Source organism: Streptomyces sp. NPDC014870 (genome assembly GCF_043081505.1).
Taxonomy (GTDB): Bacteria; Actinomycetota; Actinomycetes; order Streptomycetales; family Streptomycetaceae; genus Streptomyces.
The window spans coordinates 251,392-264,687 of record NZ_JBIBWQ010000005.1; the positions used below are offsets into that span (position 1 = coordinate 251,392).

The following is a 13,296-nucleotide window of genomic DNA, read 5'->3' on the forward strand; positions in this document are numbered from 1 at the left end:
CATGGCACTGACCCTCCCCCCGACCCACTACCAGTGTCAAGTGGGTGGGACGGGCGTCTCATTATTTGAGCGGATCGGGGGACGCGGGGAGCCTCTCCCCGACCGGAACGGCCGCCCCACCAGGGAGCGGGTACTCGTCCCTGACGAGCGCGCGGCGCAGCCGGTACTCGTCGAGCGGGCCCGAGAAGGCCATGCCCTGGCCATGGGTGCACCCCATGGTGCGCAGGGCGAGGACCTGCTCGGGGACGTCCACGCCGTCGGCCACGGACTGGAGCCCGAGGTCCGAGGCGATGCGGAGCAGTCCGCTCGTGATCTTACGGAGACGGGCGGATTCGACCACCCCCTCGACGAGCCCTCTGTCCAGTTTCAGTACGTCGACGGGGAGGCGGCGGAGCGCGTTGATCGCCGCGTAGCCGCTGCCGAAGCCGTCGAGGGCGATCCGTACGCCGAGCCTGCGCAGGGCCACCAGACGCTGCTCCAGGTCGTCGAAGGAGACCCGGGGGTCGCTGTCGGCCAGTTCGATCATCAGGGAGCCCGAGGGGAGCCCGTGGCGGGTCAGCAGCGCCTCGACGGAGCCGAGCGGCAGGGAGCGGTCGAGCAGCCTGCGGGCGGGGAGCCGGACGGAGACCGGGGTCGGGTGGCCGAGCTCGGCGCGCTCGGCGGCCTGCTCGACGGCGTGCTCCAGGAGCCAGCGCCCGAGCTCGGCGATCCGCTCGCCGTCGTCGGCGACCCGCAGGAACTCGGCGGGGGTGAAGAGGATGCCCTGCGCGGAGCGCCAGCGGGCCTGGGCGGCGACGGCGGTGATCCGGCCGGTGGCGAGGTCCACGACGGGCTGGTGGAGCAGGGCGAACTCGCCGTCGTCGAGCGCGGTGCGCAGCCGGGTGGCCAGTTCGGTGCGGCGTACGACCTCCGCCTGCATCTGCGGGGCGTACATCTCGACCCGGTCCTTGCCCGCGGCCTTGGCCCGGTACATGGCCAGGTCGGCGTTGCGCAGCAGCTCCCCGGCGCTGATGCCGGGCTCGGCGAAGGCGACGCCGATGGAGGCGGCGACCCGCACCTCGTTCCCGCCGTCGACGCGGTACGGCTGGGAGAGCGTGAGGCGCAGCCGGTCGGCGATCTCGTGGACCTGGCACTCGCGGGCCACGCGATCCCCTGAGCCGTCGCCGAGGATGAGCGCGGCGAACTCGTCGCCGCCGAGCCGGGCGGCGGTGTCGCCGGCGCGTACGGAGTCCTGGAGGCGGCGGGCGGCCTGGACGAGCAGCTCGTCCCCGGCCTGGTGGCCGAGGCGGTCGTTGACGCCCTTGAAGCCGTCGAGGTCGATGAAGAGCACGGCGGTGCCGGGGTCGGAGGCGCGGCGGCCCGCGAGCGCCTTGCGGACGCGCCGGGTGAACAGCGCGCGGTTGGGCAGGTCGGTGAGCGGGTCGTGCTCCGCGTTGTGCTGCAACTGGGCCTGGAGGCGTACTCGTTCGGTGACGTCCCGGCTGTTGAAGATCAGCCCGCCCTGGTGGCGGTTGACCGTCGACTCGACGTTGAGCCAGTCGCCGCGGCCGGAGCGGAAGCGGCACTCGATCCGGGTGGTCGGCTCCTCGGAGGGAGAAGTGGCGAGAAATCGCCGGACCTCGTGGACGACCCCGCCGAGGTCCTCGGGGTGGATGAGCGAGGCGAGTTCCTCGCCGATCAGGTCCTCGGCCTCCCGGCCGTAGACCCCGGACGCGGCGGGGCTCACGTACCGGAGTATGCCGGTCGGCGCGGCGATCATGATCACGTCGCTCGAACCCTGCACGAGGGACCTGAAGTGGTTCTCCTGCTGGGCCAGTTCATGGGTGAGGGCGATGTTGTCGAGGAGCATGATGCCCTGGCGGACGACCAGGGCGAGCACGACCGTGCAGCCGGTGAGGACGACCACGCGGTCCACTCTGCGTCCCTCGACGACGTTGTACAGGATGCCGAGCGTGCAGACGGCGGCGGCGAGATACGGGGTGAGGGCGGCCAGCGAGCCCGCGATCGGGCGGCTGTGGTGGCGGCTTGCGCGCGCCGCGGCGGAGCCCGGGGCGGGCGAGGTGCGGCTCGCTCCCCAGGGGGCGTACGCGAGCAGCAGCGAGCCCGCGAACCAGCCGGCGTCGAGGAGTTGGCCGGAGGTGTAGTTCTCGCGGAGCAGCGGGGAGGTGAAGAGCGCGTCGCACAGGACGGTCAGCGCGAGGGCGGCGATGGCGGTGTTGATGGCCGACCGGTTCAGCTGCGAGCGGCGGAAGTGCAGGGCCAGGACCATGCTGACGAGAACGATGTCGAGCAGCGGGTAGGCGAGGGTGAGCGCGGCCCTGGCGACGCTCTCGCCCTCGAAGTGCGCGGTGTGCGCGAGGGCGAGGCTCCAGGAGAGGGTGAGCAGCGAGCCGCCGATGAGCCAGGCGTCGAGGGCGAGGCAGACCCAACCGGCGCGGGTGACGGGCTTCTTGGCGAGGACGAGCAGGCCGACGATCGCGGGCGGCGCGAAGAGCAGGAAGAAGACGTCGGCGAGCGAGGGGCTCGGTACCTCCTGGCGGAGCACGACTTCGTACCACCCCCAGACCGCGTTCCCCGCGGCGGCCATCCCCGAGGAGAAGGCGAAGAGCAGCCAGGCGGGGCGGAAGCGGCTCTCGTGTACGCGCGCGTAGAGGAGGCAGGAGACGGCCGCGGCCAGGGCGGCGGCGCTGAGCCCGAAGTCGCCCATGATCAGGGCGAGTCGCTCGGAGCCCCAGCCGAGTGCGGCGCCGGTCGCGTACCCCGCGCAGATGAGCCCGAGGACGACCTGGGTGACGATCACGGGGAACCCGGAGCGCGCGGGTCCCGGCCGGGCCGGGCCCGGTCCGGCGGCGGCCCTGCCCGGGCCCGCGACACGCCCGCGTTCGATCAGGGCACCGGGGGCGGTCATCGCCCCCGCCGGCCTTCCGTGGGCGTCGGTACGCGAGGGGACGGTAACGCGATCGGTGCCCGGGGCCGCGTCGGCGCTGCGCCGGTCGGTCTGGGCGGGCAGGGCGGTGGTCCCGCCCGGCCCTCGGAGGTGGCCGCCGTGCGAGGGCTGCCCGGTGCCGTCGTCGCGGGCGAGGGTCGTCGACGGCGGCCCCGCCGCGTCGGATCGTCGGTCCATCGGCCGTACATCACCCGTCGCCCCCCTCGGAATCTGATGACCCGTCACTTCGCTCCCCGGCGTCAGCTCGTACTCGACGCAGCCCCCCACTTCGGGACGATACACCAGGACCGTCACTCAGGGACAGGGTTGCTGTACTCTCCGTGACGGCCCAGGGGCTCGCGAGAGGCGCACCGAGGGGGCGCGCGGGCCCGGGCGCCTGGTCAGGTGGTCAGCACCACGTTGGCCGGCCGCTCCCCCGCCACGAAACGGGTGAGCTGGGCGGCGATCAGCCGCTTGGCCCGCGGCATGAACGCCGATGTGGAACCGCCGACGTGGGGGCTCACCAGAACACCGGGAGCGTGCCACAACGGGTGACCCGGCGGCAGGGGTTCGGGGTCGGTCACGTCGAGCGCGGCGGTGATCCGGCCGGTCTCGACCTCCTTGAGCAGCGCGGCGGTGTCCACCACGGGACCCCGGGCGACGTTCACCAGAAGGGCGTCGTCCTTCATCCGGGCGAGGAAGCCCGCGTCGGCGAGATGCCTGGTCTCCGGCGTGAGCGGAGTGGAGAGCACCACCACGTCGGCCTGCGGCAGGAGGGCCGGCAGCTCCGTCAGAGGGTGGACGGGACCGCGCTCCGTGGTGCGGGCGGAGCGCGCGACGCGCACCACCCGCGCGCACTCGAACGGAGCGAGCCGGTCCTCGATGGCGGCGCCGATGGATCCGTACCCCACGATCAGCACGGACTTGTCCGCGAGCGCGGGGTAGAAACCGGCCCGCCACTCCTCCTTCTCCTGGCCGCGCACGAACCCGGGGATGCCGCGCAGCGAGGCGAGGATCAGGGCGAGGGTGAGTTCGGCGGTGCTGGCCTCGTGGACGCCCTTGGCGTTGCACAGGTCGACCCCCGGGCCCAGCGCGCCGATTCCGGGCGTCACATGGTCGGTTCCCGCCGACAGCGTCTGGACGACGCGGACCGAGCTCATCGCGGCGAGCGGCCGGACGGCGATCTCCATGCCCTTCATGTACGGCACCACGTAGAAGGCGCACCGCGCCGGATCGGCCGGGAAGTCGGGACCACCGTCCCAGAAGCGGTAGTTCAGGCCCGACGCGCCCGGGTCGGGAAGCCCTTCGATCTCGTCCGCGGGAATCGGAAGCCACACGTCAGCGGTCGTCTCATCGAGTGTCATGACCGGGAGGCTATGCGAAGAATCCCGGCCGCCATTGGTTACTTTGGGGGAGGCACAGGGAGGGGTACCGGCAGGTGGAGCGCAGGACTATCGGGGCGACGGCGCTCGACGTGGGCGCGGTCGGCCTGGGCTGTATGCCGATGAGCTGGGCCTACAGCTGCTCGCAGCAGCGCGGGGACCGCTCGCTGCGCACGGTGCACGCGGCGCTGGACGCCGGGGTGAGCCTGCTCGACACCGCCGACATGTACGGGCCGTTCACCAACGAGCTGCTGGTGGGGCGGGCGTTGAAGGAGCGCCGGGCCGAGGCGTTCGTCTCGACCAAGTGCGGCCTGCTGGTGGGCGATCAGCACATCGTGGCCAACGGGCGGCCCGGGTACGTGCGCCGGGCCTGCGACGCCTCGCTGCGCCGGCTGCAGACGGACGTGATCGATCTCTACCAGCTGCACCGGGCGGACCCCGAGGTGCCGGTCGAGGAGACCTGGGGCGCGATGGCCGAGCTGGTGTCCGCGGGCAAGGTGCGGGCACTGGGGTTCTGCGCCGTCGGGGCGCGTGCGGCGCGGCGCGGGACGGCGGCCGACGTGTTCGAGGGAACGATCCGGCAGCTGGAGCGGGTCCAGCAGGTGTTCCCGGTGAGCGCGGTGGAGGCCGAGCTGTCCGTGTGGTCGCGGGAGGCCCTGGCGCGGCTCCTGCCGTGGTGCGAGGCGCGCGGGGTCGGGTTCCTGGCCGCGATGCCGCTGGGGAACGGGTTCCTGACCGGGACGCTGACGCCGGGCGGCGGTTTCGAGCCGGACGACCCGCGGGCCCGGCACCCTCGGTTCACGGCCGAGATGATGGCCGCGAACCAGCCGCTGGTGGCGGGGTTGCGTCGGGTGGCGGCACGGCACGGGGAGGACGTCACTCCGGCGCAGGTCGCGCTGGCCTGGGCGCTGGCGCAGGGGCCGCACGTGGTGCCGATCCCGGGCGCCAAGCGGGAGCGCTGGGCGGTGGAGAACGCGGGGGCGGCGGAGCTGGTCCTCACGGCCGCGGACCTGGCCGAGATCGCGGGACTGCCGCGACCGCGCGGTTCGTGGGACTGACGGATCGGGGGCTTGCGCGACCGCGCGGTTCGTGGGACGGACGGGATCGCGGGAGTGGCGTCGTCCGCGGGATCGGCGGGATCCCGCGCGGGTGACCGGATCGCGGGCGTGACCGGATCGCGGGCTGAGGGCGGGCCCGCGCGGGGCGGAATCCGGCGGGTGGGAACCTGATCGGGCCGAGCGGTGTATCAAGGGTAGTGATCGCCGTTCGAAGGGATCGGGACCGTGGGCCGAGCTTCTGTGAGTGCTGTGGGGGTCGTGGGAGTCGCCGCCGTGCTGGGGCTGCTGACCGGGTGCGGGTCGGGCGGGGAAGGGGACGGGGCCGCCTCCCCCGGCTCCCCTTCCGTGTCCGCGACCGCGTCCGTGGCCCCGTCCGGGACCGCGTCGGGGTCGTCGGCCGCGCCGGGCTCCGTGCGCGTCGCCGGGACGCTGACCGAGGACCTGGAGTCGCCGTGGGGCGTGGCCGCGCTGCCGGACGGTGACCTGCTCGTCGCCTCGCGCGACGAGCGCACGATCACCCGGGTCGACGCGGAGACCGGGAGAAAGACGCCGCTCGGAGAGGTGCCGGGAGTGGTCCCGGGCGGAGAGGGCGGACTGCTCGGCCTCGCCGTGCGCGACGGCATGGTGTACGCGTACTTCACGGCCGAGTCGGACAACCGCATCGTCCGCATGCCGTACGGAGGCGGGGCCGGGGACCGGCTCGGCTCCCCCGAGGTGGTCCTGTCGGGCATCCCGAAGGGGACCGTGCACAACGGCGGCCGGATCGCGTTCGGCCCGGACGGGATGCTGTACGCGGGGACCGGTGAGCGCGGGGAGACGGGGCTCGCGCAGAGCCCCGGTTCGCTGGGCGGCAAGATCCTGCGCATGACACCGGAGGGCAGGCCCGCGCCGGGCAATCCGATCCCCGGCTCGGTGGTCTACTCGCTCGGTCACCGCAATGTGCAGGGCCTGGCCTGGGACGGGGACGGGCGGCTGTGGGCGGCGGAATTCGGCCAGAACACCTGGGACGAGCTGAACCTCATCGAGGCCGGGAAGAACTACGGCTGGCCGAAGGTTGAGGGCGTGGCGAACGTGGCCGATTTCGTGGACCCGGTCGCCCAGTGGAGAACGGACGAGGCTTCGCCGAGCGGGATCGCGTACGCCGAGGGCGCGATCTGGATGGCGGGGCTGCGCGGCGAGCGCCTGTGGCGGATCCCGGTGTCCGGAGCGGAACGCTCCGGGGACCCCCAGGCGTTCCTCGTGGAGGAGTACGGCCGGCTGCGCACGGTCCTGGCGGCGGGCGACGGTCGGCTCTGGCTGACGACGAGCGAGACGGACACCCGGGGGACGCCCGGGTCCGGCGACGACAAGATCCTCCGGTTGGAGGTGAGGTAGGAGGCGGAGACGATGTTCAACATGATGGAAGAGCTGTTCGCGCCCGGCCGTCAGCACACCGAGGACGAGCGGCAGCGGCTGGAGCTGACCCGGGAGGACCCGGGGGACGCCGACCCCGCGCGAGGACCGATCGACCTCAACTCCGGCGCCGTGCTGATACGGCTGCCGAACCCCGTGACCGTCCGCGACGAGGACGGCGACGGGGGCGGCAGTGGTGACGGGGGCGACGACGAGACCCCCTAGCGGGGGCTCCGTGACCGTGGCTCTCTAGGGAGCGGGCTCCAGGAGGCGGAGGCGGTGGGCGAGCGCGGCGGCCTCGCCCCGGCCGGAGACGCCGAGTTTGGCCAGGATGTTGGAGACGTGGACGCTCGCGGTCTTCGGGGAGATGAAGAGTTCCTCGGCGATCTGGCGGTTGGTGCGGCCGGCGGCGACCAGGCGCAGGACGTCCTGCTCCCGGGGGGTCAGGCCGAAGGCGTCGTCGCCCGGCTCCGGCTCCGGGGCGTTGTCCGGGGCGGTCAGCGGGAGGCGGGCGCGGGCGGCCAGGAGTTCGACGTCCTCGCGGAGTGGCTGCGCGCCGAGGCGGACGGCCGTGGTGTGGGCCTCGCGGAGCAGTGCGGCGGCCTCCTCGCGCCGGCCGCCCTCGGCCAGGAGGGCGTCGGCGAGGCGGTGCCGGGCCAGGGCCAGGACGTAGGGGCGCTCCAGGGGCTCGTAGCCGGCGACGGTCTCGGTCCAGCGGTCGACCGGGTGGCGGCCCTCGGCGCGGTCCAGCTCGGCCGAGGTGTGACGGGCGTACGCCTCCCAGATCGGCGCGGGGGTCGGCAGCTGCCGGGCGGAGCGGCGGAGCAGGGCGAGGGACTCCGCACGGCCCTCCTCGGCGGCGGGCAGGCCGAGGGCGTCCGCCTCGGCGGTGGCGGCGCTCAGGAGCAGCGGCCAGGCCTCGCGGTGGGTGCCGGGCGGGAAGCCTGTCTCGACGGCGTCGGCGAGCACGGTCCGTACGTCCTGGATCCGGCCGCCGGCGGCGGCCAGGCTCAGCTCGACCTGGCGGCTCGGGATGACGTACTGGGGCATGGGGTCGGCCTCGCCGAAGTGGTCCCGGGCCCGTGCCAGGTGGGTGGCGGCCGTGGCGAGTTCGCCACGGGAGACGGCCAGTTGGGCGAGGCGGAGGGCGGTGGAGCCGAGCGGCTTGGAGCTGGTCCCGGAGTGCTCCAGCCACTCGCAGTTGCGCTGCGCCTCGTCCCAGAGGCCGAGGGAGAGCTGGGACTCGGCCTGGTTGGCACGGATCCAGCCCTGGCTGTCGAGGAGCCCGTGGGCGCGGGCCATGCGAAGGCCCTCCTCGGCGACGTCGACGGCCTCACGGGAGCGGCCGAGGTTCTCCAGGACGTGGGAGAGGTTGACGTGGGCGCGGGAGCACTCGTGGTAAAGGCCGAGGGCGCGGCAGCGGGCGAGGGTCTCGTACATGCTGGCCAGACCGGCCTCGCGGTCGCCCGCGCTGACCTGGAGGGTGCCGAGGGTGAGCCGGGCACCGAGTTCGATGGGCTCGTTGTTCACGAGGCGGGCGTACTCGACGGCCCGTTCGGCGGCGGCGAGGCTCTCCGGTCCCGGCTTGTGCAGCATGCCCCAGCCGGCGGCCACGACGAGCACGCGGGCGTGGACGGCGGACGGCGGGAGGCCCTTGACGAGTTCCTGGGCCTTCGCGATCTCGGCCCAGCCGTCGGAGCGGCCGAGTCCGGAGACGATGCGGGACCGCTCGCACCAGAACCAGGCGGCCCGGAGCGGGTCGGTCTCGCCGCCCTCCTCGGCGGAGTCGAGCAGCCGCAGCGCCATCTTGCCGATCTTCAGGGCGCGTTCGCGTTCCCCGGCGAACCGGGCGGCGATGGCGGCCTCCGCGAGCAGGTCGAGATAGCGCAGCGGGGTGGTCGCCGGGTCGCAGCCGCACGCGGGGTAGGCCTCGACGTAGTCGATGGGCCGCAGGGCGTCACGGACCGCGGCGGGGACCTCGTCCCACAGCTCCATGGCCCGTTCGAGGAGGCTCAGTTGCTCGGCGTGGGCATAGCGCTTGCGGGTCTCCACGGAGGCGCGGAGCACCGCGGGCAGCGCCTTGGCGGGGTCGTGGGCGTGGTACCAGTAGGTGGCGGTCCTGGTCACGCGCTCGTCGGCGCGGACGAGCGTGGGGTCGGCCTCCAGGGCCTCGGCGTAGCGCCGGTTGAGCCGGGAGCGTTCGCCGGGCAGCAGGTCGTCGCTGACGGCCTCGCGGACCAGGGAGTGCCGGAAGCGGTAGCCGTCGCCGTCGGGGACGGCGAGCAGGATGTTGGCGCCGACGGCGGCCCTGAGCGCCTCGATCAGGTCGTCCTCGGAGAGCCGGGCGACGGCGGCGAGCAGCGCGTACTCGACGGTGGAGCCGCCCTCGGCGACGATCCGGACCACCCGCTGGGCGTCCTCGGGCAGCGCCTCGACGCGGACGAGCAGCAGGTCGCGCAGGGAGTCGCTGAGGGAGCCCACGGCGCAGCCGGCCTCGTGCGAGACGACGAGTTCCTCGACGAAGAAGGCGTTGCCGTCGGAGCGGTCGAAGACCTCGTCGACGAGCCCCGCGTCCGGTTCTGCGGCGAGGATGCCGGTGAGCTGGCGGCGCACCTCGGCGCGGGTGAAGCGGGCGAGTTCGATCCGGCGGATCGTCCGCAGCCGGTCCAGCTCGGCCAGCAGGGGGCGCATCGGGTGGCGGCGGTGGATGTCGTCGGAGCGGTAGGTGGCGACGACGACGATCCGGCCCCGGCGCAGGGTGCGCAGGAGGTAGGAGAGGAGGTGCCGGGTGGACGCGTCGGCCCAGTGCAGGTCCTCCAGGACGAGCACGATCGTCCGGTCGTCGGCGAGGCGCTCCAGGAGCCGTACGGTCAGCTCGAAGAGGCGGGCGGTGGAGTCCTCGTGCGAGGGCTCGTGGCTGCCGACGTCGCCCAGTTCGGGCAGGAGCCGGGCGAGTTCGCCCTCCTGGCCTGCCGCCGCGGCGGCCAGTTCGTCCGGGAGCCGGCGGCTGAGCGACCGCAGGGCCGTGGAGAAGGGCGCGAACGGCAGCCCGTCCGCGCCGACTTCGACGCAGCCTCCGACGGCGACGTACGCACCGCGGTCGCAGGCCGCCGCCACGAACTCCTCGATGAGCCGCGTCTTGCCGACGCCCGCCTCGCCGCCGACGAGCAGGGCCTGGGGCTCGCCGTCGGTGGCGCGGACGAGGGCGTCGGTGAGGGCGGCGATCTCACCGGCCCTGCCGACGAACACGGGACTGACTGACCTGGTCTCCACGGCGCCGAGCATCGCACAGCCGTCCGGAGTTGCGCCCACAAGGGTCACGCGGCCCGGGCGAAGCGGTCCCGCGCCTCTCCCACCCGCCCCTCGGTTTCTTGGTCGCCGGACCGGGCAGCGGCCTTCGCGGCCCGCCGCGCCGTGACGGCCTGGCGGACCAGGCGCTGGGCGGCGGCCTCACGGACGAGTTCGGCGTGGTGCTGGCGGTTCAGTTCGTACGCGAACATCTCGTTCTCCCCTGGCGTCGGTATCGCTCCTTGCGATGCCTCTACTCTCGCGGCCCAGGGGGTACGGCCACATCGGGCGAGTGCCGCATGTTCGGGGTACGGGCGGCCTTAGACGGGCCTCAGGGTGCCTTAGGGCGTCCGAGGCGGGTGCCTAGGGCGCGGTCGGGAGGCTCAGGAACAGGTCGAAGTACATCCCCGCCGACAGGAACATGCCCAGGGCGCCCAGGACGGCGCCGGCGACGGCCACCGCGCCGACCCACGCGGGCCGCCGGGGGCGGGTGAGGACGAGCACGGCGACGACGAGGGCGAGGAAGGCGAAGACGCCGTTGACGAAGGCGGTGGTGTGCCAGGCGTCGGCGTAGATCTCGTTGATCTGCTGGGCGGCGGTGCCGCCCTGGGCCTTGATCTGGCCGATCAGCGTCTCGCGCTCGCTGCTGACCTTCCCCACCCAGGTGCCGGTGAGGGCGGCGAGACCGAGCCCGGCGGACACGACGGCGGCGGCACCCGCACCGACCCCGGCCCCGTCACCGGCGGGGGCGGCCGGAGCCTCCTCGGTCTCGTCGAGGTCGTCGTCGAGGTCGTCGTCGGCCTCGACGAGCCGGTCGAGCTTCTCCTCCGGCTCCTCGACCGGCTCGACCGCGTCGGCGGCCTCAGTGGCCTCTGGGGGCGTCTTCTCCGTCTTGATAGTCATGCGTCGCACGCTAGGCGCCGCGTATGAGAAGCGTCTTAACGACCTGGTGCCCCCTTGCCTCGCGGCGTCCTACGACGCCTTCTCGTCCACCGTCACGCGCTGCGCGGGTATCCCGGCACCGGCGGCACCGGCGGCCGCGGCCGCGGCCGCGTCGGTCTCCGCGTCCCGGGCGTCGGCGGCGGCCCTGGACTCGGGCGGTTCGATGCTGATGCGGGGCATGCGGCGATCGAGCCAGCGCGGGAGCCACCAGTTGGCACCGCCGAGCATGTGCATGAGAGCCGGTACGAGCAGGGTCCGCAGGACGAAGGCGTCCAGGGCCACGGCCGCCGCGAGCGCGATGCCGAACATCGCGACGACCCGGTCTCCGGAGAGCACGAAGGCGAGGAAGACGGAGATCATGATGACCGCCGCCGAGTTGATCACGCGGCTGGTCTCGGCGAGCCCGACCCGGACCGCCCGTCGGTTGTCGCCGGTCTCCAGCCATTCCTCGTACATCCGGCTGACCAGGAAGACCTGGTAGTCCATGGAGAGCCCGAAGAGCACCGACACCATGATCACCGGCAGGAAGGGCTCGATCGGGCCCGCGCTGCCGAGGCCGAGGAGTTCGCTCCCCCAGCCCCACTGGAAGATCGCGACGACGATCCCGAAGGCCGAGGCGACGGCCATCACGTTCATCAGGGCGGCCTTCAGCGGGATGCCGATCGACCGGAAGGCGACGAGCAGCAGCAGACAGCCGAGCGCGATGACGACGCCCACGAAGAGCGGCAGCTTGCCGACGATGATCTCGGCGAAGTCGTCGTACGAGGCGGTGACGCCTCCTACGTGCACATCGAGCGACGTGCCGTGCTCGGCCGTGGGCAGCACGTCCGCCCGAAGCCGGTCGACCAGCTCGCTGGTGGCCTTCGACTGCGGCGAGGATTCCGGTACGACGGTGAGGACGGCGGTGTCGCCCGCGCTGTTGTACGTGACCGGGGAGACCGACTCGACGCCCTTGGTGGCGTCGAGGGCGGCCGGCAGCTCGCCGAGGGCGACGCGGTCGTCGGCGCCGTCGATCTGGGCGACGAGCGTGAGCGGCCCGTTGACGCCGGGCCCGAAACCGTCGGCGAGCAGGTCGTAGGCCTGCCGGGTGGTGGCCGTGGCCGGGCCGTTGCCCTGGTCTGAGGTGCCGAGGTGGAGCGAGAGCGTCGGCAGCGCGAGGACGGCCATGACGACGGCGGCGACCGCACCGAGCAGCTTGGGGTGGCGCTCCACGAAGGCGGACCAGCGGGCGGCGAAGCCCGTCGGCAGCTCCGGCTGCGGCCCGTGCTCGGCCAGGTGCCGGCGCTCGCGGCGGGACAGCGCCCGCATGCCGATCAGGGAGAGCAGCGCGGGCAGCAGGGTGATCGAGGCGGCGACCGTCAGGACGACGGTCAGGGAGGCGGCGATGGCGACGCCGTTGAGGAAGCTGAGGCGCAGGATCAGCATGCCGAGGAGGGCGATGCAGACGGTCGCCCCGGCGAAGACCACGGCGCGGCCCGTCGTGGCGACGGCGATCTCGGCGGATTCGGGGACCGAGAGCCCGCGTTTGAGGCCCTTGCGGTGGCGGGTCACGATGAAGAGCGCGTAGTCGATGCCGACGCCCAGGCCGATGAGCATGCCCAGCATCGGGGCGAAGTCGGCGACGGTCATCACATGGCCGAGGAGCACGATCCCGGAGTACGCGATGCCCACGCTGACGAGCGCGGTGGCGATGGGGAGGGCGGAGGCCGCGAGCGAGCCGAAGGCCAGGAAGAGGACGACGGCCGCGACGACGACGCCGACGGCCTCGGCGACATGGCCGCCCGAGGCCTCCGTGAGGGCGACGGCGCTGCCGCCGAGCTCGACCTGGACGTCCTGGCCCCCGGCGGAGCGGGCCGTGTCGACCAGGGCCTTGGCCTGGGACTTCGGGATGTCGTCGGCCTGCTCGTGGAAGGTGACGGCCGCGTAGGCGGTGTGCCCGTCCTCGCTGATCTGCGCCTGGGCGGCGGGCCCGGGGCCGTACGGGGAGGTCACGGAGGCGATGCCGGGAAGTTCGGCGACCTCGTCGAGCATCTCGGTCATGCGCTGCTCGACGCCGGCGGCCCGGACGGTGCCCTTGTCGGTGTGCCACACGATGGTGTTGCTGTCGCCGCCGCTGCCGGGGAAGCCCTTTTCGAGCAGGGCGGTGGCGCGGCCGGACTCGGTGCCGGGTACCTCGTAGTCGTTGGAGTACGCGGTGCCCGCGACCGACGCTCCGGCGACGACGCCGCCGAGCGCGACGAGCCAGAGCAGGACGGCGACGAGGCGGTGCTTGATGCACCACCGTGCGATGGCTGCCAAAGGACGTGCT

General features: G+C 73.4%; 8 protein-coding genes and 1 pseudogene. 3 read left to right on the forward strand and 6 right to left on the reverse strand.

Translation table 11 applies throughout. The features are described 5' to 3' along the window. Nucleotides 1–36 precede the first annotated feature (36 nt). Nucleotides 37–2,908 (reverse strand): annotated as a pseudogene (locus tag ACF09C_RS16755) (putative bifunctional diguanylate cyclase/phosphodiesterase). A gap of 419 nt (nt 2,909–3,327) precedes the next feature. Further along, nucleotides 3,328–4,290 carry a 2-hydroxyacid dehydrogenase gene (locus ACF09C_RS16760; protein WP_392092186.1) on the reverse strand — a complete coding sequence of 321 codons (963 nt, stop codon included), beginning with the start codon at nt 4,288–4,290 and terminating at the stop codon, nt 3,328–3,330. A 74-nt stretch (nt 4,291–4,364) separates the two neighbouring features. Between ACF09C_RS16760 and ACF09C_RS16765 the strand changes: the two genes are divergently transcribed. From ACF09C_RS16765 to ACF09C_RS16775, 3 genes are all read left to right on the forward strand, one after another. Further along, nucleotides 4,365–5,366 carry an aldo/keto reductase gene (locus ACF09C_RS16765; protein ID WP_392092187.1) on the forward strand — a complete coding sequence of 334 codons (1,002 nt, stop codon included), beginning with the start codon at nt 4,365–4,367 and terminating at the stop codon, nt 5,364–5,366. Between the two features lie 258 nt (nt 5,367–5,624). Beyond that, a complete protein-coding gene (locus ACF09C_RS16770; RefSeq protein WP_392092402.1) occupies nt 5,625–6,740 on the forward strand; it encodes a PQQ-dependent sugar dehydrogenase in 1,116 nt (371 codons plus the stop codon). Nucleotides 6,741–6,752: 12 nt separating this feature from the next. Continuing rightward, complete coding sequence (locus ACF09C_RS16775) at nt 6,753–6,983, forward strand: DUF6191 domain-containing protein (RefSeq protein ID WP_392092188.1); 231 nt, start codon at nt 6,753–6,755, stop codon at nt 6,981–6,983. A gap of 24 nt (nt 6,984–7,007) precedes the next feature. Here ACF09C_RS16775 and ACF09C_RS16780 read toward each other — a convergent pair whose 3' ends face one another. From ACF09C_RS16780 to ACF09C_RS16795, 4 genes are all read right to left on the reverse strand, one after another. Further along, complete coding sequence (locus ACF09C_RS16780; RefSeq protein ID WP_392092403.1) at nt 7,008–10,043, reverse strand: AAA family ATPase; 3,036 nt, start codon at nt 10,041–10,043, stop codon at nt 7,008–7,010. A 32-nt stretch (nt 10,044–10,075) separates the two neighbouring features. Continuing rightward, a complete protein-coding gene (locus ACF09C_RS16785; protein WP_392092189.1) occupies nt 10,076–10,258 on the reverse strand; it encodes a hypothetical protein in 183 nt (60 codons plus the stop codon). 151 nt (nt 10,259–10,409) lie between these two features. Further along, nucleotides 10,410–10,949 carry a hypothetical protein gene (locus tag ACF09C_RS16790; protein ID WP_392092190.1) on the reverse strand — a complete coding sequence of 180 codons (540 nt, stop codon included), beginning with the start codon at nt 10,947–10,949 and terminating at the stop codon, nt 10,410–10,412. A 69-nt stretch (nt 10,950–11,018) separates the two neighbouring features. Then, nucleotides 11,019–13,286 (reverse strand): MMPL family transporter, encoded by a 2,268-nt coding sequence (locus ACF09C_RS16795; RefSeq protein ID WP_392092191.1) that lies wholly within the window; start codon nt 13,284–13,286, stop codon nt 11,019–11,021. Nucleotides 13,287–13,296: the final 10 nt, after the last annotated feature.

Coding starts and splice junctions, on each gene's coding strand:
- ACF09C_RS16760 (WP_392092186.1), bottom strand. CDS start 4,290: ATGACACTCGATGAGACGACCGCTGACGTGTGGCTTCCGATTCCCGCG.
- ACF09C_RS16775 (WP_392092188.1), top strand. CDS start 6,753: ATGTTCAACATGATGGAAGAGCTGTTCGCGCCCGGCCGTCAGCACACC.
- ACF09C_RS16780 (WP_392092403.1), bottom strand. CDS start 10,043: ATGCTCGGCGCCGTGGAGACCAGGTCAGTCAGTCCCGTGTTCGTCGGC.
- ACF09C_RS16785 (WP_392092189.1), bottom strand. CDS start 10,258: ATGTTCGCGTACGAACTGAACCGCCAGCACCACGCCGAACTCGTCCGT.
- ACF09C_RS16790 (WP_392092190.1), bottom strand. CDS start 10,949: ATGACTATCAAGACGGAGAAGACGCCCCCAGAGGCCACTGAGGCCGCC.